At 42.4% G+C, this 25,986-nt stretch carries 24 protein-coding genes; all 24 read right to left on the reverse strand.

The genetic code is table 11. The features are described from left to right. Positions 1 to 64: 64 nt before the first annotated feature. Positions 65 to 979 (reverse strand): RluA family pseudouridine synthase, encoded by a 915-nt coding sequence (locus ACOAOT_RS09150; protein WP_420216734.1) that lies wholly within the window; start codon positions 977 to 979, stop codon positions 65 to 67. Then, entirely contained in the window at positions 976 to 1,494 is a 519-nt protein-coding gene (gene lspA, locus ACOAOT_RS09155; protein WP_104437440.1) for a signal peptidase II, read from the reverse strand. The genes ACOAOT_RS09150 and lspA overlap by 4 nt, the downstream gene beginning before the upstream one ends. 9 nt (positions 1,495 to 1,503) lie before the next feature. Next, positions 1,504 to 2,592: a 3-dehydroquinate synthase gene (gene aroB / locus ACOAOT_RS09160; RefSeq protein ID WP_420216735.1), complete on the reverse strand. Its 1,089-nt coding sequence runs from the start codon at positions 2,590 to 2,592 to the stop codon at positions 1,504 to 1,506. A gap of 248 nt (positions 2,593 to 2,840) precedes the next feature. Then, positions 2,841 to 3,359, reverse strand: coding sequence for a cell division protein SepF (locus ACOAOT_RS09165; RefSeq protein WP_170820423.1), 519 nt, complete (start codon positions 3,357 to 3,359; stop codon positions 2,841 to 2,843). Next, entirely contained in the window at positions 3,356 to 4,060 is a 705-nt protein-coding gene (locus ACOAOT_RS09170; RefSeq protein ID WP_420216736.1) for a YggS family pyridoxal phosphate-dependent enzyme, read from the reverse strand. The genes ACOAOT_RS09165 and ACOAOT_RS09170 overlap by 4 nt, the downstream gene beginning before the upstream one ends. Before the next feature lie 12 nt (positions 4,061 to 4,072). Further along, on the reverse strand, positions 4,073 to 5,410 hold the full coding sequence (locus tag ACOAOT_RS09175; RefSeq protein ID WP_491711671.1) for a biotin/lipoyl attachment domain-containing protein: 1,338 nt from the start codon (positions 5,408 to 5,410) through the stop codon (positions 4,073 to 4,075). Positions 5,411 to 5,658: 248 nt separating this feature from the next. Then, positions 5,659 to 6,078, reverse strand: coding sequence for a twitching motility protein PilT (locus tag ACOAOT_RS09180; RefSeq protein WP_104437445.1), 420 nt, complete (start codon positions 6,076 to 6,078; stop codon positions 5,659 to 5,661). Between the two features lie 89 nt (positions 6,079 to 6,167). After that, positions 6,168 to 7,118, reverse strand: a complete 951-nt coding sequence (locus tag ACOAOT_RS09185) for a D-alanyl-D-alanine carboxypeptidase family protein (protein WP_420219402.1) — start codon at positions 7,116 to 7,118, stop codon at positions 6,168 to 6,170. 33 nt (positions 7,119 to 7,151) lie between these two features. Continuing rightward, positions 7,152 to 7,547, reverse strand: coding sequence for a methylglyoxal synthase (mgsA, locus tag ACOAOT_RS09190; protein ID WP_097004165.1), 396 nt, complete (start codon positions 7,545 to 7,547; stop codon positions 7,152 to 7,154). 16 nt (positions 7,548 to 7,563) lie between these two features. After that, positions 7,564 to 8,688, reverse strand: a complete 1,125-nt coding sequence (locus tag ACOAOT_RS09195; protein WP_170820419.1) for an FtsW/RodA/SpoVE family cell cycle protein — start codon at positions 8,686 to 8,688, stop codon at positions 7,564 to 7,566. 2 nt (positions 8,689 to 8,690) lie between these two features. Further along, positions 8,691 to 8,969, reverse strand: a complete 279-nt coding sequence (gene minE / locus ACOAOT_RS09200) for a cell division topological specificity factor MinE (protein ID WP_104437448.1) — start codon at positions 8,967 to 8,969, stop codon at positions 8,691 to 8,693. Positions 8,970 to 8,980: 11 nt separating this feature from the next. Continuing rightward, positions 8,981 to 9,772: a septum site-determining protein MinD gene (gene minD, locus ACOAOT_RS09205; protein WP_104437449.1), complete on the reverse strand. Its 792-nt coding sequence runs from the start codon at positions 9,770 to 9,772 to the stop codon at positions 8,981 to 8,983. Positions 9,773 to 9,807: 35 nt separating this feature from the next. Continuing rightward, on the reverse strand, positions 9,808 to 10,473 hold the full coding sequence (locus ACOAOT_RS09210) for a septum site-determining protein MinC (RefSeq protein ID WP_277409757.1): 666 nt from the start codon (positions 10,471 to 10,473) through the stop codon (positions 9,808 to 9,810). Positions 10,474 to 10,493: 20 nt separating this feature from the next. Continuing rightward, on the reverse strand, positions 10,494 to 13,358 hold the full coding sequence (locus ACOAOT_RS09215; RefSeq protein ID WP_420216738.1) for a penicillin-binding transpeptidase domain-containing protein: 2,865 nt from the start codon (positions 13,356 to 13,358) through the stop codon (positions 10,494 to 10,496). Further along, positions 13,351 to 13,869 (reverse strand): rod shape-determining protein MreD, encoded by a 519-nt coding sequence (gene mreD / locus ACOAOT_RS09220; RefSeq protein ID WP_104437452.1) that lies wholly within the window; start codon positions 13,867 to 13,869, stop codon positions 13,351 to 13,353. Before mreD ends, ACOAOT_RS09215 begins: the two co-directional genes overlap by 8 nt. A 14-nt stretch (positions 13,870 to 13,883) precedes the next feature. Continuing rightward, positions 13,884 to 14,813: a rod shape-determining protein MreC gene (mreC, locus tag ACOAOT_RS09225; protein ID WP_104437453.1), complete on the reverse strand. Its 930-nt coding sequence runs from the start codon at positions 14,811 to 14,813 to the stop codon at positions 13,884 to 13,886. Next, positions 14,814 to 15,509, reverse strand: a complete 696-nt coding sequence (gene radC, locus ACOAOT_RS09230; RefSeq protein WP_420216739.1) for a RadC family protein — start codon at positions 15,507 to 15,509, stop codon at positions 14,814 to 14,816. Positions 15,510 to 15,558: 49 nt separating this feature from the next. Then, positions 15,559 to 15,810 carry a DUF4321 domain-containing protein gene (locus ACOAOT_RS09235; RefSeq protein ID WP_104437455.1) on the reverse strand — a complete coding sequence of 84 codons (252 nt, stop codon included), beginning with the start codon at positions 15,808 to 15,810 and terminating at the stop codon, positions 15,559 to 15,561. Between the two features lie 90 nt (positions 15,811 to 15,900). Beyond that, entirely contained in the window at positions 15,901 to 17,181 is a 1,281-nt protein-coding gene (locus ACOAOT_RS09240; RefSeq protein WP_420216740.1) for a methionine gamma-lyase family protein, read from the reverse strand. A 3-nt stretch (positions 17,182 to 17,184) separates the two neighbouring features. Next, positions 17,185 to 18,138: a tRNA (adenosine(37)-N6)-dimethylallyltransferase MiaA gene (gene miaA, locus ACOAOT_RS09245; protein WP_420216741.1), complete on the reverse strand. Its 954-nt coding sequence runs from the start codon at positions 18,136 to 18,138 to the stop codon at positions 17,185 to 17,187. Then, the gene (mutL, locus tag ACOAOT_RS09250) at positions 18,138 to 20,087 is read right to left on the reverse strand and encodes a DNA mismatch repair endonuclease MutL (RefSeq protein WP_420216742.1); all 1,950 of its coding nucleotides are present in this window, start codon (positions 20,085 to 20,087) and stop codon (positions 18,138 to 18,140) included. The genes miaA and mutL overlap by 1 nt, the downstream gene beginning before the upstream one ends. 20 nt (positions 20,088 to 20,107) lie before the next feature. After that, positions 20,108 to 22,762, reverse strand: coding sequence for a DNA mismatch repair protein MutS (gene mutS / locus ACOAOT_RS09255; RefSeq protein WP_420216743.1), 2,655 nt, complete (start codon positions 22,760 to 22,762; stop codon positions 20,108 to 20,110). 27 nt (positions 22,763 to 22,789) lie between these two features. Continuing rightward, complete coding sequence (gene miaB, locus ACOAOT_RS09260; RefSeq protein WP_420216744.1) at positions 22,790 to 24,232, reverse strand: tRNA (N6-isopentenyl adenosine(37)-C2)-methylthiotransferase MiaB; 1,443 nt, start codon at positions 24,230 to 24,232, stop codon at positions 22,790 to 22,792. Positions 24,233 to 24,361: 129 nt separating this feature from the next. Beyond that, a complete protein-coding gene (gene abc-f, locus ACOAOT_RS09265; protein WP_420216745.1) occupies positions 24,362 to 25,873 on the reverse strand; it encodes a ribosomal protection-like ABC-F family protein in 1,512 nt (503 codons plus the stop codon). Positions 25,874 to 25,986: the final 113 nt, after the last annotated feature.

The raw sequence follows: 25,986 nt of genomic DNA on the forward strand, positions 1-25,986 counted from the left end.
AATCCATATTTTATCTATATTTAACAGTTATTATCCAAATAAAAAACCACCTGGATCTTATGATCTAGGTGGCACGTAATTTTCTCAATAAATCTTCAAAATAATCTGGTAACGGGGCATGAAACTCCATATATTCCCCTGTGGTGGGGTGTACAATCCCCAATACTCCTGCATGCAGAGTCTGACCTGTTAATTTGTAGGGACTTTTTGAGGGACCATAAACCAAATCCCCTAAAAGCGGATGACCGATACTTGCCATATGAACACGGATCTGGTGGGTGCGCCCCGTTTCCAGCTGGCATTCCACATAGGTATACTGTTTAAAGCGTTCCAGAACACGAAAATGGGTAGTTGCTTCTCTTCCGTTTTTTTCATTCACGCTCATCTTTTTCCGGTCAACAGGATGGCGCCCGATAGGGGCAGAAACAGTGCCTTCCTCTTCCTTTAGCACACCATGTACAATGGCATAATACTTTCTTGTAATGGAGTGGTCTTTTAACTGCTGTGCAATGGAATTGTGAGAGTTGTCATTTTTGCACACAATTAAAACGCCTGTGGTATCCATATCAATGCGGTGAACGATACCCGGACGCATGACTCCATTAATTCCTGACAAATCATCACGGCAATGAGCCATCAGAGCATTTACCAGCGTACCGCTAAAATGTCCTGCAGCCGGATGAACCACCATGCCCTTGGGTTTATTTATAAGAATAATATCTTTATCTTCATAGAGAATGTCCAGATCCATTTCCTCTGCTTCAATCTCCGGCTCAACGGCATCCGGAATGGTTAGCTGAATTTTATCCCCGGCACTTACTTTATAATTACTTTTTACTGGTTTACCATCTACCAGAACTTTTTCGTCCTTTAAAAGCTTTTGTAAATAAGACCGGGATATGTCCTGGTTTCGCTCGCTTAAATACCGGTCAATGCGGAGTGCTGATTCGCCCGCTTCTACAAAATATTCCTGATTCAAGCCTGTTCCTCCTTTTTACGAAAAGACAGGCATTGTAAGTCTTCTTCTTTATAATAAAATAAAAATAAGAGCAGAAAAATGAACATGGAAACCGTAACATAACAGTCAGCCACATTAAAAATAGGAAAATCAATTAATTTAAAATACAAAAAGTCTACCACATAACCTCTGGTGAACCGGTCTATCATATTTCCCACTGCACCTGCTGATAAAAACATGGCGACCAGGTGTAACGGAATGTATTTTTTTGTGGCAGGCATCCGGCTGATGCTATAAACGGCACAGCCCAGCACCAATACTGCAATTAAAAGAAAAAAGAACTGTTTCCCCTGCAGCATGCCAAACGCAGCTCCACGGTTTTCAGAATAGTATAATTCAAACACACCGTTCCAAACAGAATAGGGTTTCTGGCCCATTAAATGTCTCACTGCAAGTAATTTCGTCCATTGATCCAATCCTATGGCGCAAAAAAAGCCAATGAACATTCCAATGATTAAATTTGTTTTTTGTTTCATGAGTTCTCCTTAGATTAAAATTTGGGACAGCCCTTCTGACATTTCCTCATCAGTAACGGTCTTATCAACATAGGCTTTGCCAATCTGCTCCAGTAAAATAAAGCGTATGGTTCCCGAATCCATTTTTTTATCACTCTTAGTAGTCTTTACTATTTCAGCCGGGGATAAACCAGAGACTGTAACCGGCATATGGTACAGTTTCATCACTTTTAACAGTGCTGGAATCTGATCTTCGTGTAGAAATCCTCGTTTTACAGAGACAGCCATAGCGGCGATACAACCAAGACCGACGCAGTGCCCATGCAAAAGGCTGAAATCAGAAAGTTTCTCAATTGCATGTCCCAATGTATGTCCCAGATTTAAAAGTGCCCGATCTCCCTGTTCAGTAGGATCTTTTTCAACCACATCCCGCTTGATCCGATTGCTGACAGTTACCATCTCACTTAAAATATCAAGACTGCGGTTTTGTATCTCATTACCATGTTCTGTCAGCCACTGGTAATAGGAAGCATCCTTGATCAGACCATGTTTAATAACCTCTCCCATTCCGGAAGAAAACTGCTCCTCTGATAATGATTTTAAGGAAGCTACGTTGGTATAAACCAGCTTTGGCATGTGAAATGCACCAACCATGTTTTTATAAGCATCGAAATCAACTCCGGTTTTTCCGCCAATACTGGAATCAACCTGAGAAAGCAGGGTGGTAGGTACCTGTATAAAGGAAATTCCTCTGAGATAAGTGGCAGCTGCAAAGCCACAAAGATCACCCACAACTCCGCCGCCTAATGCCAGCAGATAATCGTGTCTGTCAAACTGCTTCATGATAAGTGTTTCGTATAAATCCCTTACTGTATTGAGATTTTTATGTTCTTCTCCTGCAGGGAAAATAAAATGTTCAGTTTTGTGAAAGCAGCTGGATATAATGTGTTCAACTTCATTCAGATAAAGAGGAGCAACGTTGGTATCAGTAACAATACAAACTTTACGCTCCCCTAAGTTCATTTTACCAAGTTCTTCTTTCAGCCCATCAAACGAAGTTTCCATCACGATATCGTAAATAAAGGTACCATCCATATGTACCGGCATTCTGCTTCCCATGCTGCTTTTCCTCCATTGCATCTTTTCACTATAGGTAATAAGAAATACCCTTCGGGCACCCCTCTATGTCCAAAAATCGTGGACGGTAATAAGGAACACCCTTCGGGCACCCCTTTATGTCCAAAAAGCGTGGACGGTAATAAGGAAGAAAGCAAACAATTTTCCACTGTCAGCGAAAAGATAATGCTGATATGGAAAAATGCCTGCTTGTCCCATTAAGAGAAACCAATATTTCTTTTAAAAATCTGCTATAGGCGTAAATTCATACCGCCCATATCCAGACTTCCGCTGTTTAATAAATCCTGAAAATCACCGGAAAGCTCCACTGATTCCGGAGTTGCTATAAAAATATAATTGGATATTTTCTGTAAATTACCATTCATGGAATAAGTAGCACCGGATGTGAAATCTATGATTCTCTGAGCTACCTCAGTATGAATACCTTCCATATTCAGTACAACTGCCTTACCGGCGAGCATGTGATCACAAATCTCTTTGGCATCCTCAATCGAGGTAGGCTTAACCATGGAAACTTCCATTGTACGAGACTGCTTCATGGGAACTACCTTAGGAGAGCGTGATAAGAAACGTGGCTTTTGTTCATACTCCTCTTCCTCGTAGTACTCATCTTCTGTCTTTTTGGAAAAGAGGGGTTTCTTCGCATGTTTATCGCTATCATCTTCATAGTCGTCATCTAAATAGTAATCATCTTCATCATCTGTATCGTTCAAGCGCATGCTATCCATCAATTTGCCTAAAATGCTCATACTTCATTCTCTCCAATCTTATATCTTGTACCAAAAATTCCGGTACCGACTCTTACCAGAGTAGCTCCTTCCTCTATGGCAATTTCATAGTCTCCGGTCATACCCATTGAGAGCATATTCATATTAACATTATCAATGTTTTTCCTTTGCATGTCAACATAAAATTGATTTAATTCTTTAAAAACAGGACGATTTTGCTCAGAATTTTCTACAAAAGGTGCAATAGTCATGAGTCCTTTTATACTTATATGGGGAAAAACAGAAATATCACGGATTGCCTGTTCTGTCTCTTCCAGACGAAAGCCAAACTTGGATTCTTCGTCTGCAACGTTTACTTCTAAAAGGATGTCCACACAGATCCCTTTCTTTGCTGCTTCTTCCTCGATCTGTTCTGCCAGTCTGACCGAATCAACACTGTGTATCAGTACAGCTTTATCAATTACCTGTTTCACCTTATTGCGCTGCAGGTGACCGATCATATGCCAGCGTATATCTTCGGGAAGCTGTTCATATTTATCACAGATTTCCTGAACCTTATTCTCTCCAAAATCCCGGATTCCCGATTGGTAAGCCTCTCGAATCATTTCAGCAGGTTTTGTCTTGCTGACCGCGATTAAAGTAACCTCACTACGGTCCCGCCCACATCTTTTACAGGCTTCTTCTATCCTGTTTTCCACGATTAAAAGATTTTCTTTCACCAAGTTTATCACCTCTTATTGATAAATTAATTCTCCCTCATTAACAGTCTGTGCATTGAGGACAATATGGTCATATACAGCAAGTCCATAGGTCATATTCTTTTTCACAGTATAGTATTCATCATTGGAAACCAAAACATCAATCTGTTTAAATACGGCATAGCCCTTATTGATGTTATAAACTCCCTGCAGGGAATTGCTGGCTCCAATCTGATACCGCTCTGTAGAATTGGGCTTTACAATGTAATCCCCAGCTTTAAATCCGTCAGCCTGATCCATCTCTATGTAATAATTATTCCCCTCAGAATAGTAAATTTCCGTGGGAACAAATACCACGGAGGTCCCTGAGTCCGAATAAACTTCCTTGTTAAAACCAGTATCGGAGCTGTCACCGCCCTGAGTCATATAGTCCATGGGAACAAGGTAAAAGTCCTTCTTTGTTACAGCTGTCACAGGAATTTTAAGCCCGTCTACCCGGTCGGAAACAATTTCAAAATTCACATAACGATCCGAAACAAACTGTACCATATATTTGTCTAAATCAATCTTGCCAAAGCTTTTTCCATCGGTCCCCGTAATGACAGAAAAGCTTCCGGTTGCCTTTAAATCACGACCTGAAAATCCCACGGTCAGATTCTTTTTATCCCCATATGCCTTTATATCATCCTCTGACATGGGAAATACCACTGACCATTGATCAGAGGTAATGGTTTTATAGACTGGCGCTCCTTTTTCAATCAGCTTTCCTGATTGAGTCTTGTTTTTTACATAGTTGCTGCGGTCAAATGAGGTCTCGGAAATACCCGATGGCTGCAAACCTTCAAACGAATCCACACCATAGGATACAATTCCTGCCTGATCTGCTTTCACCTGTTCAAAACTGATCCCGGCCTCATCCATCATACTGCCCAGATTATCCAGTGCGTTAAGATTCATATATTCCATTACTTCAGATTCCAGAGCATATTTTGTATCATATACTGAGCGAAACTGATTATTGTCATAAGTAAGGCTGAATGCGGTCAGCTGTTTTTTTAGTTCAGTCAGATTTTCTGAAGTCAATGTTACATTGTCCTGTGAATGGTCTGCAAGAAACGAAGTAATGCTTCCGGTTTCATCGATGGAGTAAACCCTTGTCCCAGCCGCTGCCCGCTTTCCTTCCCGCACATAATAATTCACATAGCCGGAACGGTCTGCATTCTTTACTTCTTCCTGTCTCAGTATAATCCCTGTATAGTCCTTGCTGTTAACGATACTGCCTTCCTGTACTTCATAGAACTGCACTTTATCTCTTCTCGCGTAAGTGATTACACTAAAGACCATATAGATGAAAATCAGGGCAAAAATAATCATACCAACATTGATATTCAGAGGCCGCCGATAGCGGATGATCTTTTTGCTTTTTTTAGGATGTACAGCCTTCTTTGATGGCTGTGTTGCCTTTCGTTTAGCCAACCTGACGCCTCCTTTCCCTTTTAGCTATTATAAAAGGAAAATTTAAAAAATTCAAGCATAATATGGAAGCGGTGGTACAGCCTTCCATTTCTTTCTTACAAAATAATAAAGGGGACTGGCACCCAGTCCCCTATTCCTATCTATGATTATAATGAAACAACCACATTAGCCCTGGTGTTCCCCGGTATATTCTCCGCATCTACAGAAACACTGAGAACGAAGGTAATATGATACTTTTCACCAATCTTTTCCAAAGTCGCTATGGTTTCTGATATGTCTTCTCCTTCCAGACATGCCAGCTTTAAAAAGCTGTCAAAGAACATCATCTCCAAATCATGATCCTGAGATATGATACCACAGATAAAACCAATAAATCCTTCGCTTGAAGTAATCGGATACTCATTGACATTAATGAGGCGGATCTTGTTGCTTAACTCATACATGTGCTTCGAACTTTTGTCCAAATATACAATAGAACCTTTTGAGTCTTTTACAGCGGAATTAGCTCTGTCTAACAGATGCTTTGTTTTCCCCTTACCCTTTTTTCCTGCTATTATCTGCACCATAGCACTCTCCTCCTTGCGTTATATGATTTGTATAAAAAGTCTATTCGGATTAATATAATTATAGTACAAATTCATAAGAAAGGCAATCACTATTCTACAATTTTATTCAGGATATTTGACATGTTATCATATAGTCCGGCATGATCCCTGGCTTTTAAAACCACTGAAATATACTCATTTTTTGATGTATCAGAACTTCCCATAATCAGGCAGCTTCCTGCCGAAAGAGTGGTCCCGGTTTTACCTCCTAATACCGTTAGTCCGTCAGGAGTCTTGCGCTCTCCTGTCATATACCAGTTGGTACCTTTCCAGGTTGCGTTTACTGTCTTCCCGTCACCGCCCTGATAAGAGGTTTTATATTCAGCCGTACCGATGATTTTACGAAATTCCGGATACTTCAAAGCTTCATTAAAAATCAGATACAGATCGTAAGCCGTGGTATAGTGATCTTCATCACTGAGACCATGTGGATTTACAAAATGTGTCCCGGTCGCTCCCAGCTTTTTTGCCTCGTCATTCATCATTTGGGCAAACTGATCAACACTTCCCGCCATATTAACCGCAATGGCAACACCTGCATCATTACCAGATGGAATCATAAGACCATACAGAAGCTGTTCCATGGTCAGCTTATCTCCTGGTTTTATACCACATAAGCTGGCACCTGACTCCTTAATTACAGCATCCTTCGTCACTGTTACCTCATCGGTCAGATTTCCGTACTTAACTGCCAAAAGTGCAGTCATCGTCTTGGTAATGCTTGCGGGATATAATTTTTCAAAAGGATTCTTCGCAAAAATCACATTATTGTCAGATAAATCAAATACAGCGGCAGCTTCTGCTGTCACTGAACTATCCGAATCAGCAGTATCTTTCGATACCACGCAAAGATCATGAGCAAAGGTTTCCGATTTACCAGCCACAGAAGCGGACTGGTAAAGGGCGGTCCTCTCAGAAAATTCATAAGGATTGTCAAGTTTATGAAGACCAGCACAGCCCGTCAGGAATATTGCGCTTAAGATGATGCAGCCTGATGTCATAAAAACTTTTCTTTTCACTTATATCTACCTCTGCTATTTATACATTTCACGCCATTCCAGATCACCGCGTTCCAGAGATTTAATTAATAACTCTGCTGTGGCCAGATTGGTTGCAAGAGGGATATTATGCATATCGCAGGTTCTCATAATATTCACAATATCCGGTTCATGTGATTTCTGTGTCAGAGGATCCCGCAGGAAGATCACAAGGTCAATCTCATTGTGCTCGATCTGAGATCCCAACTGCTGTTCTCCTCCCAGATGACCTGCCAGATATTTATGAACATTTAAGTTTGTGACTTCTTCAATCAAACGTCCTGTTGTTCCTGTTGCATATAACATATGCTTACTTAAAATACCTCTGTACGCAATGCAGAAATTCTGCATCAGTTTTTTCTTTGAATCATGGGCAACTAATCCTATATTCATAACGATATACCTCCTTTTAATTACCGATTTTGCGTTGCAGTCCAACATTCAGTACCAGGCCCATTCCCATAAAAATACTGGTCAGAGAGCTCACTCCCGAGCTGACAAAGGGAAGCGGCAGACCTGTATTGGGAAAGATCTGTGTCGCTACCGCGATGTTAGAAAAAGCCTGGAACCCGATCAGGGCTGCCATACCGGTGCAAATCAGTCTGCCGGACATGTCTTTTGCTTTAGATGCAGTATAAAGACATTCAAATACAACCAGTCCAATAAGAGCAATGACAATCACACTGCCTCGAAATCCCATCTCTTCACCGATAATGGCGAAGATAAAATCCGTTTCACCGGCTGATAAAAAGTTTCCGTCTTTCACAGAAGCAATGGTTGTATTAAAAAGTCCCTTTCCCTGAAGCTGTCCGGAACTGATTGCCATAATTGAATTCTTTTGCTGGTATAAGTTTTCCGCATACTGTTCTGCATGAGGATAGATCCACGCAAGAATACGTCGCGCCTGATAATCGTGTATGAACGGAATTAAGCCCTTAGTCAGCAGATAGATAAACAGCATACCTGCCGGTATTGCAATAGCCAGAACGCCACCAATCCACCGGTAACTGATACCAGCTGAAAACACCATACACAGTATGATGACTGTAACGACCAGACTGGTAGATAAATTGGGTTCTGCAAAGATAAGACTTATGGGGAACGCCGCCAGCAAAGCAGCCAGTCCCACCATAACAGGCGTATTCATCTTTTCCTGGTATTTGTTCCAATACCAGGAAAAGAATACGATAAGCCCGATTTTTACAAATTCAGAAGGCTGAATCCGCCCTAACCCAGGGATGTAAATCCATCTGGTGGCTCCTCCTGCTGTATGTCCCATAACAAGAACTGCTCCCAGTAACAGGATGCAAAGTCCATAAACCAGAACATAAAGTTTTACTAATTTACGATAGTCTATGATGGAAAGACCGATTGCCAGTGCAAATCCCACCATTACGCCGATAATCTGTTTTGTTACAATCCCGGAATCCTGGTTGGAGGCACTTGCCACCACTAAAATTCCAATCACTGCCAGAGACAGCATGTACAAAACTAACCGGTAATTATAATATTTAAAATTGTAGTCAGAAAACATAGTCAGTATATCCCCTTATCAGGTACATCGCGAATAGGGATGTTTGCATAAAGCACCGGTGTAAAGCGTTCACAATCCGGTTGCTTTAATTTCTTCATCTGTATCTCTATTCTGTCGGAATCAATATCCATGTAACGTGAAACAACACGGATCATATCGTCTTTTATCATCTGCATGATCTCAGGAGAACAGTCAGCCTTGTCCGCAACCAGCAAAAGTTTCAGACGATTTCTTGCAATTTCTCCTGAATTCTTCTTACGGAATACAGGAAACAAGTTCATATCAGACCCTCCTATGCTCTCTTTAAGAGATGCGAGAGTCGAAAGAAAAGGCCTTCCCGTACTGCCGGATTCTGGATCGGGATATTCTCACCGATAATTCTCCTGCATACGTCCATATAGGCCTGTCCGGCTGGAGTCCCCATGCCTACAAGAGGCTCTCCCTGATTGCTGGAAATGACAATATCCTCGTCATCTGGAACAGCACCGATAATATCAATGGCCAGAATGTCCATGACGTCATCAAGAGACATCATATCTCCTCTTTTTACCATATCAGCCCGGATCCTGTTAACAATCAGTTCTATGCTGCCCATATCGGCAGCTTCCAAAAGACCAATAATCCGGTCTGCGTCCCGGATTGCAGACACCTCCGGAGTTGTTACAACAATGGCTCTGTCAGCACCTGCAATTGCGTTCTGAAAGCCCTGTTCAATTCCTGCCGGACAATCTAACAGAATGTAATCAAAATCATCTCTTAAATCATCCACCAGTTTTACCATCTGCCCGGGTGTAACTGCGGTCTTGTCCCGCGTCTGGGCTGATGGAAGTAAAAATAAGTTCGGGTATCTTTTGTCTTTAATCAGGGCCTGCTTCATACGGCAGTTTCCCTCTACCACGTCTACAAGATTGTAGACAATGCGGTTTTCCAGACCCATAACCACGTCTAAGTTCCGAAGTCCGATATCTGTATCTATCAGGACTACCTTCTTACCCAGAATCGCCAGTCCGGTACCAACATTGGCAGAAGTTGTCGTCTTACCTACCCCGCCTTTTCCAGAAGTGATTACGATGATCTCGCTCATACCATATCCTCCTGTTTTTTATACCTCATTCTATTTTACCTTAATTTTCGGAATATTTCCACACTTTTTTTCATTGGTTTTATAAGGACTTTATTATTCTCCAGATATGCCTTCATTGGCCCCCGCCCAAGACGGCGGCTTCTGCCGTCCAGTCCTGAAGTGCAGTCTGCAATCCGAAGCTGGGAAGGTGCCATTTCCAGGGCTGTAATTAATGCGCCTTTATTCCCTGCCACGCCCGCACATACGGTGCCGGACAATTTGCCAAGAACAATTACATTGCCCTTTGCCAGGACTTTTGCACCCTTTAATACATCTCCGATGATTACAATGCTCGCTTCTGATTCCAAAGTCTCTCCATTTTGTAAATTGCCTTTGAAAAACTGTCCCGTCTGACAGGATAGTTCCATCAGCTTCTCATTCAGTGCTTTTTCACATCGCTTCATGCGGTTTGCATCTGTATCCACCAGACAGATAATTTCCACATTGGAATTTTCCGTAATCTGGTTTATGATAGAGAATTCTTCCGCAGGAGTAACCTCTCTGCCTTCAATTGTCAGAGTCATTTGTGCGGATCCCCAGAATTTGGCATGATCTCCGAATTTCTTCCCAATGTCAGAAAGAAGCTGAGGGAATGGGATGTCCGGATCCAGGATAACAGTCATACCTGCTTTGTTGCTTTTTATTACTACGGTATCATGCATCATATCACCTCTTATCCTCGTTAATCGCGAATGTTGACCTTCGCTGCATCCAGGGCGCCTGCGTTTACAATGGATTCTAAGTCTATGTAGCCATAATAATACTTATAGACATTCTTCGCAATGTTAGCGGCGTTCGATGATGAATAGCCATACGGAATATTCACTGTTACACAGATTTCCGGATTGTCATATGGCGCATAAGAAATGAAGAACGCATGATTCGGCTTATTGCGGGCCTCCTGGGCTGTTCCGGTCTTGCCGGCAATTTCCACTTCCAGATCCGCAAATAATCTCTTAGTCGAACCGTTAGCAATCACTTCTCTCATTCCCTGTTGTACAGTATCCCACGTTGAGCCCGCCGCGTCAATATGAGAAGAAATCTCAGGGGTATAATCTTTAATCAGATTACCTTCAGAATCCGTTGTTTTATCAAGTAAACTGAGTTCAAAAACAGTTCCCCTGTTTGCTATGGCAGCAACATACCTTGACAACTGGACATTGGTATAAGCATGGCTTCCCTGTCCCATGGCGGAACGTTCCGGCGCTTCTTTGGAAATCTGTGGATCCAGCTCACCAATCTCCACACCGGATTTGTGATCCAGTCCAAATTTTGCTGCATAGCTTCGTAAAACCTCAAGTCCTAAATCCGGAGAATAAATTCCGTTTCCATCTGTAGAAAGACGGTGGCCTAAATCTGCAAAGAAATAGTTACAGGAATTTTCAATTCCCCCAACAATATTAAGCGGACCATGCTGGCCGGAGTAAATCCAGCACTTGATGGGAGGTTCCACATCAGTATAAATTCCGGAGCAGTTAATGGTTTCATCGGCGGTAATCGCATGCTCTTCAAGAGCCGCAACTGCTGTAATCGGTTTGAATGTGGACCCCGGTGCTTTTCGCGTCTGTGTTGCATTATTATAAAGGGGGAGGGATAAATCCGCCTGAAGCTGGCTGAAATAAGAGCCATCCCCGATCCTGTTATTATCGTACCCCGGATACGAAACCAGTGCAAGCACTTCTCCGGTTTTATCATTGGTCACTACCACCCCTGCATTACAGGGGGACAGGGCTAACTGAGCAGGAGTAATCTCCAGGGCAGACAGCTTTTTTAAAAGAAAGGTATATGCATCTCCAGTCGCTCTTAATTCGGCAATGTCCTGTTCATTCTCCTTTATTACGCCCTGATCGTATAAAGCCAGACATAATTCCTGTCCGGTTATGGTATCGTTATTGATTAAATACCGGTAGATCTTTTTGGTAAAGTTTCTGTCCTGTTCCAGCTTACCTGATACATAAGTTACCAACGCTTCAAAGGTATCATCTGCGCTGGAATACTTGACGTCTGTTTCCAGTTTCGTGGTATCAATCCAGCCGTTTGCAATTCCATAATAGAGATAATCCCTCAGGCTTATTTCATCTGATTTCCACGCCTGGAATTCTTCACTGTCTGCATCTATGGCCTCTGCTTTTACTATTCCCACAGTAGGTTCGGAGAGATAACTGTAAATATAAAACATATAGGCTTTCATATCTTCCGGAAGATTTTTCATAACTGTTGCATGAGGACTCATCAGTTCGCTGCGTAATTGGTCTAATATCTCTTTCCTTGAAGCTTCATACTTCCGGTATATGTTCTTTTCCGTATCAGACGCCTCCTCTGACTCAATTTCCTTTAGAGACAGGACATTATTATTGATCAGCTGAAAATAAGCATCTTTTACGGGAATCTTCATATTGGATCCGTCTGTCGTGCTGCTCGTCTGGTAATCTCCATTTACAATGGTTTTGATCAAAACCCCAGCGAGAGACTGTTCAATCAAATGGTAGATACCTTTTTGAAGATCTGCATCCAATGTTAAGTAAACGTCATTGCCGGCAAGAGAATCCGTCTCATCCTTGGTTTCCCGGATTCTTCCCACACTGTCTTTATAAATGGTCTTTTTTCCCTTGGTTCCCTGAAGCTCATGCTCCATGGTATACTCAATGCCTGTCCGCCCTACAATATCATTGATATCATAGTCATCTTTCCGGCTCTGTAAATTTTCCAGCTGTTCCTCCGGAACCTTACCCGTATACCCAATAACAGGGGCAAAAGCAATACTGTCGTTATAAGCCCGGATTGTGGTCTCTTCCACGGTAACCCCCTGTAAATCACCGATATGTTCCAGGATATCGGCTACCGTATCGTCCGATACTTCTGTAGCCACTGCAGTCGCTTCATACTTTCGGTACAGCATGAGACGAAGGGCATATTTAATATTAATAATATCCAGTGCCTCCTGGTCGGTCAGGGCAACGGGATTCCCGTCAGAATCTTTTAAACTCTTTAAACCGTTATCTTCACAGATCCGGTCAAACAGTTCTCTGGCACTTAAATTGGAAGGATAAAGACCTTTTGCATCATCTAAGTCCTCTACCTTCTTCAGTCCGTAATAATCCCTTAGAAAGCGTTTTCTTGCAGATTCAGAAGTAGAGGTATATACCATATCACCATTGGAATCAACGGCTATTTCAAATTTACCCTCTACGTTTTCTCCATGCTTTTTAAGAATCTGCACCAGTCTTAAATACATGTGGTTTTTATCATCTGTTTTTTTATAGGCACCGTTATCCTGTACCATAACCGTGTAAGCAAGTTTATTATAAGCCAGCACCTTACCGGTTCTGTCATAGATGTTTCCTCTTGTGCCTGCAGTGGTAATGGTCTGCTCTGTAAGCTGCAGGTAATCGCTTAAGGCTTTTTCACCATTAATAATCTGCATATTAAAAAGTGTGTGAACCAGTCCGGTATACATGGCCAAACAGATGATTCCAAGAATAAAAAGACGGCTTGAAGCAGCCTTCCTGAATACATCTCTTATGATCTCCATTAAATCCCTAAACAATCGTAGAATCACCTCTTTTTTCAATCTCTTCCAAATGGCGGTTCATAATCAGGAATACCCTGTAAAACAGAAGCGTGGTCACAACAGTAAAGATAATCTCAGGTAAAACCAGATTAATAAAGTAAAAACCGATCCGTAATTTTTGACGAATCAAAAAGCGGAACACATAGATATAAAAATTATAGGCCAGTTCATTCAGTACACTCATAATTAATGGCAGCGTTATATAATCTTCATAGTAATATCTGGTACAGATTCCGTTAACATAGCCCATAATAATAAAAATCAGGGTATAAAATCCAAAGGGGCCGCTGTAAAACAAATCCATAAGAAGACCTGCTAACAGACCATAGTACATTCCCGCTTCTTTCCCATGTATAAATCCAAAAGAAAAAGTGAGAATCAACAGCAGGTTGGGTGTAGCCGATAGAAACGGAAGCAGGGGAAATATACAGTTTTGGATGGTAAATGCCAGTATAATAAGCAGTACGTTGAATAAAATCCGTCTCATGTTACTCCTTTTCACTATTGGGAAGCGCTTTCGCTCTCTGCAGCCTGGGTTGACTGGGCTGTGGTTTCTGCAGTGTCTCCTCCTTCTGCAGCCGGAGCAGACTCCCCTTCCTTCATCATATCAGCTTTCAGCTGGGTTATCACAAGCACCTCCTGAAGGCTGCCAAACTCTGCGGCAGGAATTAAATAACCGGATTTAGTAACATTGTTGGTATCGTTGGTGATATCGGAAGCATATCCCACTAAAATTCCAGGTAAATACACAGAACTGATATTGGAGGTTACAATCTTATCTCCGTCTTTTAAATCGCTGTCTTTTAATACGTTGGTAATTCTTAGCCTGCCATCTTTAAACAGGGTTAAGTCGCCGGCAACGATGCAGCTGTCACCAGACTGCATGGCCATACCGCTGACCCGGCTGGAGTCATCGATAATGGACCGTACCGTAGCATAATTGGCACCTACATCGGTAACAATGCCCACAAGACCGCCGCCTGCCACCACATTCATATCTGTGGCAATTCCGTCCTTCGAACCTTTGTCAATTCGAAACACTTTAAACCAGTTGCTTGAATCGTTGGCAATGACTCTGGCGCCCACTTTTGTATACTGTCCATATTGCTGATCCAGACTGTAAAGTTCTCTTAATCGTTTTAACTCAAATTCCTCTGACTGCAGCCTGGTGTTTTCCTCAGTCAGCTGGTTGATAAGATCTTTCATATCTTTATTTTCAATCATTGCATTCCTGAGTTTGGAATAATCCCTGAACTCATCATAAATAGCCGACCCCACCGAATTAACTCCGGACTGTACGGGGATGAGAACATATCCCACGCCTGTACGCAGAGGAGTAAGCCACTCATCATGAACGGATGTCAGTCCGATGAGCAGGACACAAAAAACTGTTAATGCAATCAGAATATATTTACTGCGTTTTGGTTCCATCTATACGATTCCCCGTTCTTTTAAACTGATATAGGAATTATCTCCTATAATAATATGATCTAACAGTCTGATACCAATTAAATCTCCTGCTTCCTTCACCCTGCGGGTAATAGAAAGATCCTCTCTGCTGGGCGCCGGATCTCCGCTTGGATGATTATGAACCATAACCAGGCTGACTGCATGATACCTGACTGCTTCAATGAAAATCTCTCTGGGAGAGACAACGGAAGTGTTCACTGTTCCCTGAGAGATCATAATGTCCTTAATAAGGGCACCTTTTGTATTTAAGAGCATGACAAATACCAGCTCCTGTTCTCTGTGGCGCATATCCTCCACAAAATAATTTACAATATCCTGTGGACGATGGAAATCGGTTCCTTTTAAACTTGCCGTCCGCTTCCAGATACGTTTGGACAATTCTCCAATGCATAATAACTGGGCGCCTTTCACACGGCCGATTCCCTTAACCTGCATCAGTTCCTGCATGGAAAGATGCAAAAGCCCTAAAATACCCTCCCGCGGATAGTTTAAGGCCAGTATCTTTTGTGCCAGCGCAAGAGAGTTATCCTCTCTGGAACCTGTCCGGATAATAATGGACAAAAGTTCTGCATCACTTAAACCTTCCGGTCCTTCTCTCAGACACTTTTCACAGGGTCTTTCATCCTTTGGGATGTCTTTCATCGTTATACGTTCCATATGCCTCCTACGGTTACTCTCCAGGTACGCAACAGACATATGTAGAATCTTAAATCAATCGATATGTTACCAGAGCTGCAGCCATTCCAATAATGCCGCCCATAGTAATTTTAATGTTAATGCCGAAGGTTATGACCAGAACACCAAAATTAACAATTAACGGAGCATCAAACCCAAATGACTGACCAGCATTCAGCCAGGAAAGCCATGGGATTGTCTTAGTCAGATCTCCGACAAAGCCGCCAAGTACAACACCGGCAAGCATAAGAAGAAGCATTACCCAGTAGTTTTTACCTCTCATCTGTTATGATACTCCTTTTTGTTTCCTGGCAGGATTGCCCATACCTGTCAAAATATTTTAGCATAATTTTACAGCTGTGTACACCCCTTTTTACAATACAATCAAACCTGCATCAAGAAGCTTCTGGAGTGACATCAGTATTCCAAGCTTTGCGTGATACCAGGTAAGACCGCCCTGAAAATACACTGCATAAGGAGGTTTAATTGGAGCATCCGCACTTAATTCAATGGAAGATCCCTGTACAAAAGCACCGGCTGCCATGATGACAGGGGCATCGTATCCGGGCATATCCCATGGCTCCGGAGTAACGAAGCTGTCCACCGGTGCAGCTGCCTGGATTCCCTGGCAGAAAGCGATTACGCCTTCCGGATTTCCAAAGGTGACTGCCTGTATAATATCATGACGTGACTGGCTGCCGTCAGGTACAACCGGAAAGCCCAGGCTCTCATACACATTGGCTGCAAAAACAGCTCCCTTTAACGCGCCTGCCACTACAGTAGGAGAAAGGAACAGTCCCTGATAGAATGACTGATTCAGTCCCAGACTGGCTCCAACTTCCTTTCCAAGTCCGGGCGCAGTGAGACGGTAAGACGCACGGTCAATACAGTCGGTTCTTCCTGCAATATAACCACCGATAGGAGCAAGACCGCCTCCGGGATTTTTAATCAGGGATCCAACGATCATATCAGCTCCCACATCAGAAGGTTCTATGCGCTCTACAAACTCACCGTAGCAGTTATCTACCATACAGATGACTTCCGGCTTGATTTTTTTAACAAATGCAATCAGCTCGCCGATCTGTGAAACGGAAAATGTGGGACGGGTATCATATCCCTTGGAACGCTGGATGGTAACCAGACGTGTTTTTTCGTTAATTGCTTTTCCGATGGATTCATAATCAAAGGTTCCGTCGGGAAGAAGGTCTACCTGACGGTATACGACCCCGTATTCTTTCAGAGAACCAGTACTCTCCCTGATTCCAATCACTTCCTCCAGAGTATCATAGGGCTTTCCGGCAGGTGATAACAATTCGTCTCCAGGACGAAGGTTTCCGGATAATGCAATAGAAAGTGCATGAGTTCCGCTGATTAAATTCGGTCTTACCAGCGCACTTTCCGTATGAAAAACACTGGCGTAAACCGCTTCCAGCGTATCCCTGCCCAGATCATTGTAACCGTAACCAGTCGTTGCAGCAAAATGAATGTCACTGACCCGGTTTTCCTGCATGGCTTTAATGACCTTCATCTGATTAAATTCTGCATTTTTATCAATCTCTTCAAATCTGGCTTTTAATTTATCTTCAATTTTTGTTCCAAAATCCAACACATTCCGGCTGATCCCAAGCTCCTCATATATACTGTCAATTTCCATGATCTAATCGTTCTCCAATCCAATGATCTCATTTGTGTCCTGCACAATCTTTTTTAACACCTGTTCTAAGTCATAGTCAAATTCAGGAAGGTATAAATCCCTGACTTCCCGTTCCCGTTTAAACCAGGTGATCTGCCGTTTGGCAAAATGTCTGGTATCCCGTTTCAGAATATAAACTGCCTCCTCAAGGGTACAGTCTCCCTGAAGATAATCCAGTATTTCCTTATATCCCAACCCCTGCATGGACACCATATCTCTGGTACAGCCCATTTTCTTCAGCCTTTTTACTTCTTCGACCAGGCCCTGTTCCATCATTAAATCCACCCGCCGGTCAATTCTCTGATACAACGTCTCCCGGTCCATGTTTACAGTATAATAAAGGAAATCGTAGGGGGAAGCTTTTTCCCTCTCCCTGCGGTTATGTTCTGAAATCTTTTCTCCGGTCTGCCGGAAAAACTCAATAGCACGGATTACCCGCTTCCTGTTGTTGGGGTGAATTTCCCCTGCAGCATCGGGATCCAGCTTTTGAAGCAGTTCATGTAAGTATTCGCCGCCTTTTTCCTTGCCCAACAGTTCCAGTTCCTCCCGAATAGAGGAGTCTTCCCCGTTATCGGTAAAATCAATATCGTAAAGAAGTGCCTGAATATAAAAACCGGTACCGCCTGTCACAATAGGAATATTTCCATGAGAATAAATTGTATTCACTGCATCCTTGGCCATTTTCTGAAAAACTGCAACATTAAATTCCTCATCCGGATTTAAGACGTCAATTAAATAGTGGGGAACTCCTTTTTTCTCTTCTTCTGTGATCTTGGCAGATCCAATGTCCATATGGCGGTAAACCTGCATGGAGTCTGCACTGATAATCTCCCCTCCAATTGTCCGTGCAAGACGAACAGACAAGTCAGTCTTGCCTGCAGCGGTAGGACCGGTAATAATAATTAATGGTTTCATCATCAGACAATCCTCTTAAATTTCTTTTCTAGTTCATATTTGCTCATGGAAATGATGGTGGGTCTTCCATGGGGGCAGGCATAGGGATTTTCCAGTTTCAAAAGCTGGTCAATCAGTTCATTGGCTTCTGCTGCTGATAGAGAATTTCCTCCCTTTACTGCCGCTTTGCAGGACATGGAAGCCACCTTTTCATAAATTATACCCGGATTGTTAAATGACATATCATCGGACAAACCGTCAATCATTTCAATCAGAAGTTCTTTCTTTGCAATGGAAAACAGATTAGCCGGCACTCCTCTTACTGCAAATTCTCTCCCCCCAAAGGGTTCTATTTCAAAGCCCATATCCGTAAAAACGGATAAATGCCGGTTCAGGAGAAGTTCTTCATTCCGGTTTAAGGTCAGGATAATGGGAGGATTGATCACCTGGGAAGTATATTCCCTGGTTTTAAGTGTTGCCATGGTTTTCTCATATAAAACCTTTTCATGAGCTGCATGCTGATCAATAATATAAAGCTGGTCAGAAAATTCCACCAGCCAGTAAGTATCAAACACCTGACCGATTAATTTATGCTTTTTGCGGGACTCTGCTTCCAATAGCTTACCGTCAAATAAATCCAGCTGTTCTGCTTTTTGTTCCTGTTCTGAACTATGTATCATTTCACTTTGCTTTACAGGCTCCGGCTGGTTCACAGAACGGATTTCTTCTGACACGGAAGCCGGTGGCGTAAGCCAGTTTTCTTCCAGCGTATTTGCTTCTTTCACAGCTTCAGGCTGGGGAGGAATCAGTCGTTTTGGAAAAGGGATTCCGTCAGAAAGCTTTTTTTCCTGAGAAACAGCTGTCTGGTTTAATGCCATCAGCCTGTGATTTTCAAAAGGCTCTGGTGTTGGCTGAAACTTCTTTCCAGGCATTGCCTCTTTGGTTTCTTCCCCTTTTTTAGCCAGGCTGACCTCCGGAATCAATTCTTTATGGGCAAGAGCATTGGCCACCGCCTGATAAACCATATGGTAAATCAACTCTCCATCACGGAAACGAAGTTCCATTTTGGTTGGGTGAACATTCACATCAAGCAGTTCCGGTTCTATGGTAAAATGAAGCATGGTAAATGGATACTTGTGCTGCATCATAAACGGCCGGTAAGCTTCTTCAATGGCCCGTGAAATAATACTGCTTTTAATAAATCTTCCATTGATAAAATAGTTCTCATAATTACGGTTACCTCTGGCAATCACCGGTTTTCCGATAAAACCATGGACGGCAACCTCTCCCTTTTTTACGGCAACCTCTAAAAGGTTAGAGGCAATCTCTCTGCCAAATACCGTATATATAATATCCTTCAGATTATGATTGCCGGAGGTGTGAAGCTTGTTCTGATTGTTCTGTATGAAACGTATGGATACCTCCGGATGGGATAATGCCAGCTTTTCTACCAGATCAGCCACATGAGCACCTTCCGTAACCGGAGTCTTTAAAAACTTTTTTCTTGCCGGAGTATTAAAAAACAAGTTTCTGGCAATGAAGGTGGTTCCTTCAGGAGCCCCGATTTCTTCCATGGAGCGTTCAATACCGCCTTCAATCTGATATCTGGTACCGGTTAATCCAACACTGGTTTTCGTAATAATTTCCACCTGGGAAACAGATGCGATACTGGCAAGAGCCTCACCGCGAAAGCCTAAGGAGGATACAGTAAACAGATCCTCAACGGATTTAATCTTACTGGTGGAATGGCGCAGGAAAGCAAGGGAAACCTCTTCCTTTGGGATACCGCAGCCATTATCTGTCACACGGATAAATGTGGTTCCCCCTTCTTTGATTTCCACCGTAACAGCTGTTGCCTTTGCATCAATTGCATTTTCCAAAAGCTCCTTAACCACAGAAGCAGGGCGCTCAACCACTTCTCCTGCTGCTATTTTATTAATCGTATTTTGATCCAGTACGGTTATATTTGCCATGGCACCTGCTCCTTTTTTTCCTATTGCCAGCGATTTTTTAATTTGGTCTGCAGTCGATATAACGTATTCAGGGCATCTATGGGTGTCATATTCCCCAGCTCAAGCTCCCCTAATTCCCGGATAATATCGTCATCCTTTACCGTATCAAACAGTGACATCTGCTGTAAATCCACTTCATCCGGCTTTGGAACAGCCTTTCGCTGGGTTATGCCGCCATTTGCTTCCGCAATTTCTTTCGCTTTTGCTGTAATATCCGCATCGCTTAACTCTGCAAGCAGTTCCTTTGCTCTGATTATGACAGTATCGGGAACGCCAGCCAGCTTCGCAACCTGGATACCATAGCTTTTGTCGGCTCCGCCTTTAATAATTTTTCTTAGGAAAACAATGTCATCGCCCTGTTCTTTCACAGCGATGCAATAGTTATTGACCCCGCTCATGGTTCCTTCCAGTTCGGTAAGTTCATGATAGTGAGTGGCAAACAGTGTCTTTGCACCAAGAAGCTTTTGGTTACTGATATGCTCCACTACTGCCCATGCAATACTCAGACCGTCGAAGGTACTGGTTCCCCTTCCAATTTCATCAAGGACAATCAGACTGTTTTTAGTCGCATTCCTAAGAATATTGGCAACCTCTGTCATCTCCACCATAAAGGTACTCTGACCGGAGGCCAGATCATCAGACGCTCCCACCCTGGTAAAAATCCGGTCACAGATTCCTACGTTGGCTTCATCTGCAGGGACAAAACAGCCAATCTGAGCCATCAGCACAATCAAAGCCGTCTGCCTCATGTAAGTGGATTTTCCTGCCATGTTAGGTCCGGTTATAATGGACAGGCGGTTTTTGCCATTGTCCAGAAAAACATCATTGGAAACAAACATATCATCACGAAGCATCTTTTCCACAACTGGATGACGTCCGTTTTTAATGTCAATAATGCCTTTTTCATTGATCTGTGGCTTGACGTAATTGTTCTTCGTTGCAACCGAAGAAAAGGAAGCCAGCACATCAATTCCTGCAATTGCTCTGGCACTTTTTTGAATTCTCAGCACCTCTGATGCCACCGTGTCACGAACTTGACAAAAAAGCTCGTATTCCAGTGAAAACAGCTTATCCTCAGCACCCAGAATAATGTCTTCCAGTTCTTTTAATTCATTTGTGGTATAGCGTTCTGCATTAGCCAACGTCTGTTTCCGAATAAAATAATCAGGTACGAGATCCTTAAAGGAATTGGTTACTTCAAAATAATAGCCGAATACTTTATTGTACTTTACTTTCAGATTTTTGATGCCGGACTTTTCTTTTTCCTTTGTCTCTAATTCTGCCAGCCAGGTTTTCCCCTCCGTCTTCGCATGGCGAAGTTTATCTGCCTCCTCATGAAAGCCTTCTTTTATTATTCCTCCATCTCTAATGGAAACCGGAGGATCTTCAATGATTGCACTGTCTATGTACGCTTTTATATCTTCCAGCGGATCCAGATTATTGTATAAATCTGTTAAAAGTTCACTGGTAAACTCCTTAAGGAGCGTTTTAATAAATGGCAGCATCTCAAGCGAATTCTTAAATGTAATTAAGTCCCGTGGATTAGCAGTCCTATAACTAATTCTTCCCATCAGTCGTTCCAGATCATAGATTGGATTCAGATATTCACAGATCTCTTCTCTGGATATGTAATTCATATTGAGTTCTTCAACGGCATTCTGACGCTTCATAATATCTGCCTTGTGAATCAATGGCTGCTCTATAAAGGTACGCATTAATCTGGCACCCATCGCTGTTTTGGTCCTGTCAAGAACCCAGAGAAGGGTCCCTCTTTTTTGTTTCTCTCTCAATGTTTCTAGAAGTTCTAAGTTTCTCCTGGTGGATGTATCAATGATCATATACTGACCTGTAGAATAGGGTGTGATCGTTGTGATATGAGACAGGCTGTTTTTCTGGGTATCATACATGTACTGCATCACAGCGCCAGCCGCAATCACACCCATATCGTAATCATTAAGCCCAAGGCCTGCAAGAGAACCTACATGATAATGCTCTTTTAAAATTTTACGACAGGCTTCGTCGGAAAAATAGTGATGATCCAAAGATGAAACAGCCGTATGATATCGATTTTTTAATTCTTCTATATCCACTCCTGATACGTAAAATGCTTCATTGCAGATAATTTCAGAAGGCACAAATTTATTGATTTCATCATTAAGTTCCCGAACAGAGTCCACCTCTGTCACCATAAAATCACCGGTGCTGATATCTGTCACCGCTATTCCAAAAGCTTCTCCAATGTAAACAACGCCCATAAGATAATTGTTCTTTGTTTCATCAAGTGCCTGCGCGCTGGTTATGGTTCCGGGAGTGACCACACGAATTACTTCCCTCTTTACAAGGCCCTTTGCCTGTTTCGGGTCTTCCATTTGTTCAGCGATGGCAACTTTGTATCCTTTTTGTACCAGACGGTTTAAATAAGTCTCAATTGCATGATAAGGAACGCCGCACATAGGTGCCCGTTCCTCTAATCCGCATTCTTTTCCTGTTAAAGTTATTTCCAGCTCTCTGGATACCGTAATCGCATCTTCAAAAAACATTTCATAAAAGTCACCCAGTCTGTAAAATAAAAGACAGCCCGGGTATTCTTTTTTTGTTTCTAAATAATGAGCCATCATTGGCGATAATCCAGCCATTCTCTTTTGTATCCTCTTTTCTTATGTTTATGGTCTTAACGTTCCCATATAGTAAAATCCCTTTGATTCATCAAGATATACGTCCACTATTGTTCCGATCAGAGAAGGATCTCCCTTAAAATGGACTGTTGTGTTGCTGCTTAACCGTCCGGTTAAATAGCCTTCTTTATGGTCATTTACTTCCTCTGCCAGAACCTTCTGAACCGTATGAACTTCTCTGCCGCAAACTTCAGATGAAATCTGCTGGACTAAGGACAGCAATCTGTCAAACCGGTCCTTTACAACTTCATCCGGAATCTGGTCTTCCATTTTCGCTGCCGGTGTACCGGTACGTTTGGAATAGATAAAGGTAAACGCGCTGTCAAAACGTACTTTTCTCACGACGTCTAAGGTCTCTAAAAAGTCTTCCTCAGTTTCCCCTGGGAACCCTACAATTATATCGGTGGTAATTGAGATATCCGGCATGGCAGTACGAATTTTATCCACAAGTTCCAGATATCTTTCTTTTGTATATTTCCGGTTCATAAGCTTTAAGATCCGGCTGCTTCCAGACTGGAGAGGCAGATGAATGTGACGGCATACTTTTTTAGAATTTTTCATTGCCTCAATCAGTTCATCGGATAAATCCTTTGGATGGGACGTCATAAAACGGATGCGCTCCAAACCTTCCACCTCATCTGCCTGGGAAAGAAGCTTTGCAAAGCTGACAGGTTCTTCCAGAGTTTTTCCATAGGAATTAACATTCTGTCCCAGCAGCATGACTTCTACCACACCGTCATCTGCAAGTCCTTTGATCTCAGTAATAATGTCTTTGGGGCTGCGGCTGCGTTCTCTTCCTCGTACGTAAGGTACGATACAATAGCTGCAGAAATTATCACAGCCAAACATGATGTTAACACCGGACTTAAACGAATATTTTCTGTCTGCCGGAAGATCTTCCACCACCTGGTCTGTTCCCTTCCAGATGTCAACCACCATCTTTTTGGCTTCCAGACGCTGGTATAAAAGCTCTGCCAGCTTATAGATGTTATGAGTACCAAAAATAACGTCTACAAACCGGTAGCTCTTTTTAATCTTTTCTACCACATCTTCTTCCTGCATCATACATCCGCAAAGAGCGATTATCATATCAGGATTTTTCTTTTTCAGGCTGTTTAAAACTCCAAGTCTTCCGTAAACCTTTAGATTGGCATTCTCTCTTACCGTACAGGTGTTATAAAGGACAAAATCCGCCTCTTCGGTATCTGTCTGTACAAAGCCCACAGCTTCTAAAATTCCCTCAAGCTTTTCAGAATCTCTGGAATTCATCTGACAGCCAAATGTCTGGGTGCAAAAGGTCATAGGGCGTCCAAGTTCTTCACTCCGGCGTTTTACGTACCCGCTAACTTTTGCCATAAAATAATATTGTCTCTCAGGTTCTCTTACCGGTACTTCCCCTGTTAAATCTATCTGATCTATATCAATCTGCATCTGAAAAAATCCCTTTCATTCGTTCTGTTTTTAAACCCTTTATCAAAAGCATTTTACATGAAACACCATAAAATGTCAACTTTGCCAGACAGTTCTCCCGATTTTTTGAGACTGCAGCCAACAGCTTTTTTAGTAAGAAGACAAAACCGTAACAGGCTCTGCCCCCACATTCTGCGTAAAGAACTCATCATGCTCTACCAGTAACATGGCTGGCTGAAATTTCAGTATCAGGTTTTCAATCTGGATTCTGGAGTATACATCGATAAAGTTTAAGGGTTCATCCCATATATATAGATGAGCCTGCTCGCATAAACTGCGTGCAATTAAAACTTTTTTCTTTTGTCCTTCACTAAATGTTTCCATGGGTTTTTGAAATTGTTCCCTTGAAAAATCCAGTTTCCTTAAAAGTGCTTTAAACAGGGAATCCTCTACGCCGCACTGTTTTCCGAATTCTGTCAGACTTCCCTTTAAAAAGGAGGTATCCTGTGAAACATAGGAAATCTTAATTCCGCTTGCGGTTTCAATAGTCCCCTGGTAATCAACAGGATCACCCGCTGCCTGATTTCCCATAATCAGTTTTAGAATGGATGTTTTTCCGCAGCCGTTCTTTCCCTGAAGGGATACTCTCTGTCCCTGTTCAAGGCTTAAGCTGACCGGATCGCATACCGGCCCCTGGTAAAATGGGACAACCTCTTTTAATACAAGAAGTCTGCCGGAATGATGCTTTAATGGATACAGCTTTAAATCTTCTGCTTCCTCAATATTTTTTAACAAACCTTTTTTATCATCAATTGCCTGGTTCTGTCTGCGCTCCAGATTTTTTCTGCGCATCTGCATGCGCCTTGACTTTTCTCCCACATAGGCTCTTGTATCAATGGACTTTTCATGAATCATTGATTTTTTTCCTATTTTTGTGGATTCTACTTTATCCGCCCATTCTCCCGATTGTCTGGCTGCTGCTTCCAGATGCCGGATATCCTTTTTTAAGCGTTCATTTTCCGACTGTTCATATTGATCTTTTCTCTGACGGTTTTCGTACCACATGGAGAAGTTTCCTTTTTGAACCTCAATGTCAGCTCGGTTAATGGATAAAATATGGTCTACCGAATCATCTAAAAACTTACGGTCATGGGATACGAGAATAAACCCTTTCTTGCTGTTTAAATACTGGCTGACCAATTCCCTTCCTTCCCTGTCCAAATGATTGGTGGGCTCATCAATAAGGAGAAAATTGCCCTCGCGCAAAAACAACGCTGCCAGTAAAACCTTGGTCCGTTCTCCGTTTGACAGAGTATTGTAGGGCCGGTAAAGCACATCTTCTGAAACCTTAAGCTTTGTCAGCTCTCTTTTTATCTCCCAGTATGGACAGTCCCCCAGAATGGAATTGATGATATCAAGGGTCTGTGCTTCCTTGTCCTCTACTTCATAGGGAAAGTAATCAAATGTAACGCTTGATACAATACTTCCTGTATATTCCATCCGGTTCATAAGAAGATTTAAAAATGTAGTCTTCCCCCGCCCGTTTCTTCCTGTAAAACCAAGCTTCCAGTCTGTATCCAGCTGAAACGTAGCATGTTCAAATACTGGATCACTGCTTCCTTCGTAAGTAAATGAAAGATCTGTAACCTGAATCAATGACATAGACATCCCTCCAAATATAGCAGAAAATAAATTTCTGCATAAAAAACAGCTGCAAGAATCATATTTCTCACAGCCGGATTAGACAAAAAGAACAGGCAATGCCGTTCCCCTTG

The sequence above is a fragment of the Lacrimispora struthionigena genome (assembly GCF_048627165.1).
Classification (GTDB): domain Bacteria; phylum Bacillota; class Clostridia; order Lachnospirales; family Lachnospiraceae; genus Lacrimispora.

Excerpts from the sequence above, each read along its gene's own strand:
- lspA (WP_104437440.1), bottom strand. The coding sequence starts at position 1,494 with ATGAAACAAAAAACAAATTTAATCATTGGAATGTTCATTGGCTTTTTT.
- aroB (WP_420216735.1), bottom strand. The coding sequence starts at position 2,592 with ATGGGAAGCAGAATGCCGGTACATATGGATGGTACCTTTATTTACGAT.
- ACOAOT_RS09165 (WP_170820423.1), bottom strand. The coding sequence starts at position 3,359 with ATGAGCATTTTAGGCAAATTGATGGATAGCATGCGCTTGAACGATACA.
- ACOAOT_RS09175 (WP_491711671.1), bottom strand. The coding sequence starts at position 5,410 with ATGATTATTTTTGCCCTGATTTTCATCTATATGGTCTTTAGTGTAATC.
- ACOAOT_RS09180 (WP_104437445.1), bottom strand. The coding sequence starts at position 6,078 with ATGGTGCAGATAATAGCAGGAAAAAAGGGTAAGGGGAAAACAAAGCAT.
- ACOAOT_RS09185 (WP_420219402.1), bottom strand. The coding sequence starts at position 7,118 with ATGACATCAGGCTGCATCATCTTAAGCGCAATATTCCTGACGGGCTGT.
- mgsA (WP_097004165.1), bottom strand. The coding sequence starts at position 7,547 with ATGAATATAGGATTAGTTGCCCATGATTCAAAGAAAAAACTGATGCAG.
- ACOAOT_RS09195 (WP_170820419.1), bottom strand. The coding sequence starts at position 8,688 with ATGTTTTCTGACTACAATTTTAAATATTATAATTACCGGTTAGTTTTG.
- minE (WP_104437448.1), bottom strand. The coding sequence starts at position 8,969 with ATGAACTTGTTTCCTGTATTCCGTAAGAAGAATTCAGGAGAAATTGCA.
- minD (WP_104437449.1), bottom strand. The coding sequence starts at position 9,772 with ATGAGCGAGATCATCGTAATCACTTCTGGAAAAGGCGGGGTAGGTAAG.
- ACOAOT_RS09210 (WP_277409757.1), bottom strand. The coding sequence starts at position 10,473 with ATGCATGATACCGTAGTAATAAAAAGCAACAAAGCAGGTATGACTGTT.
- mreD (WP_104437452.1), bottom strand. The coding sequence starts at position 13,869 with ATGAGACGGATTTTATTCAACGTACTGCTTATTATACTGGCATTTACC.
- mreC (WP_104437453.1), bottom strand. The coding sequence starts at position 14,813 with ATGGAACCAAAACGCAGTAAATATATTCTGATTGCATTAACAGTTTTT.
- radC (WP_420216739.1), bottom strand. The coding sequence starts at position 15,509 with ATGGAACGTATAACGATGAAAGACATCCCAAAGGATGAAAGACCCTGT.
- ACOAOT_RS09235 (WP_104437455.1), bottom strand. The coding sequence starts at position 15,810 with ATGAGAGGTAAAAACTACTGGGTAATGCTTCTTCTTATGCTTGCCGGT.
- ACOAOT_RS09240 (WP_420216740.1), bottom strand. The coding sequence starts at position 17,181 with ATGGAAATTGACAGTATATATGAGGAGCTTGGGATCAGCCGGAATGTG.
- miaA (WP_420216741.1), bottom strand. The coding sequence starts at position 18,138 with ATGATGAAACCATTAATTATTATTACCGGTCCTACCGCTGCAGGCAAG.
- mutL (WP_420216742.1), bottom strand. The coding sequence starts at position 20,087 with ATGGCAAATATAACCGTACTGGATCAAAATACGATTAATAAAATAGCA.
- mutS (WP_420216743.1), bottom strand. The coding sequence starts at position 22,762 with ATGGCTGGATTATCGCCAATGATGGCTCATTATTTAGAAACAAAAAAA.
- miaB (WP_420216744.1), bottom strand. The coding sequence starts at position 24,232 with ATGCAGATTGATATAGATCAGATAGATTTAACAGGGGAAGTACCGGTA.
- abc-f (WP_420216745.1), bottom strand. The coding sequence starts at position 25,873 with ATGTCATTGATTCAGGTTACAGATCTTTCATTTACTTACGAAGGAAGC.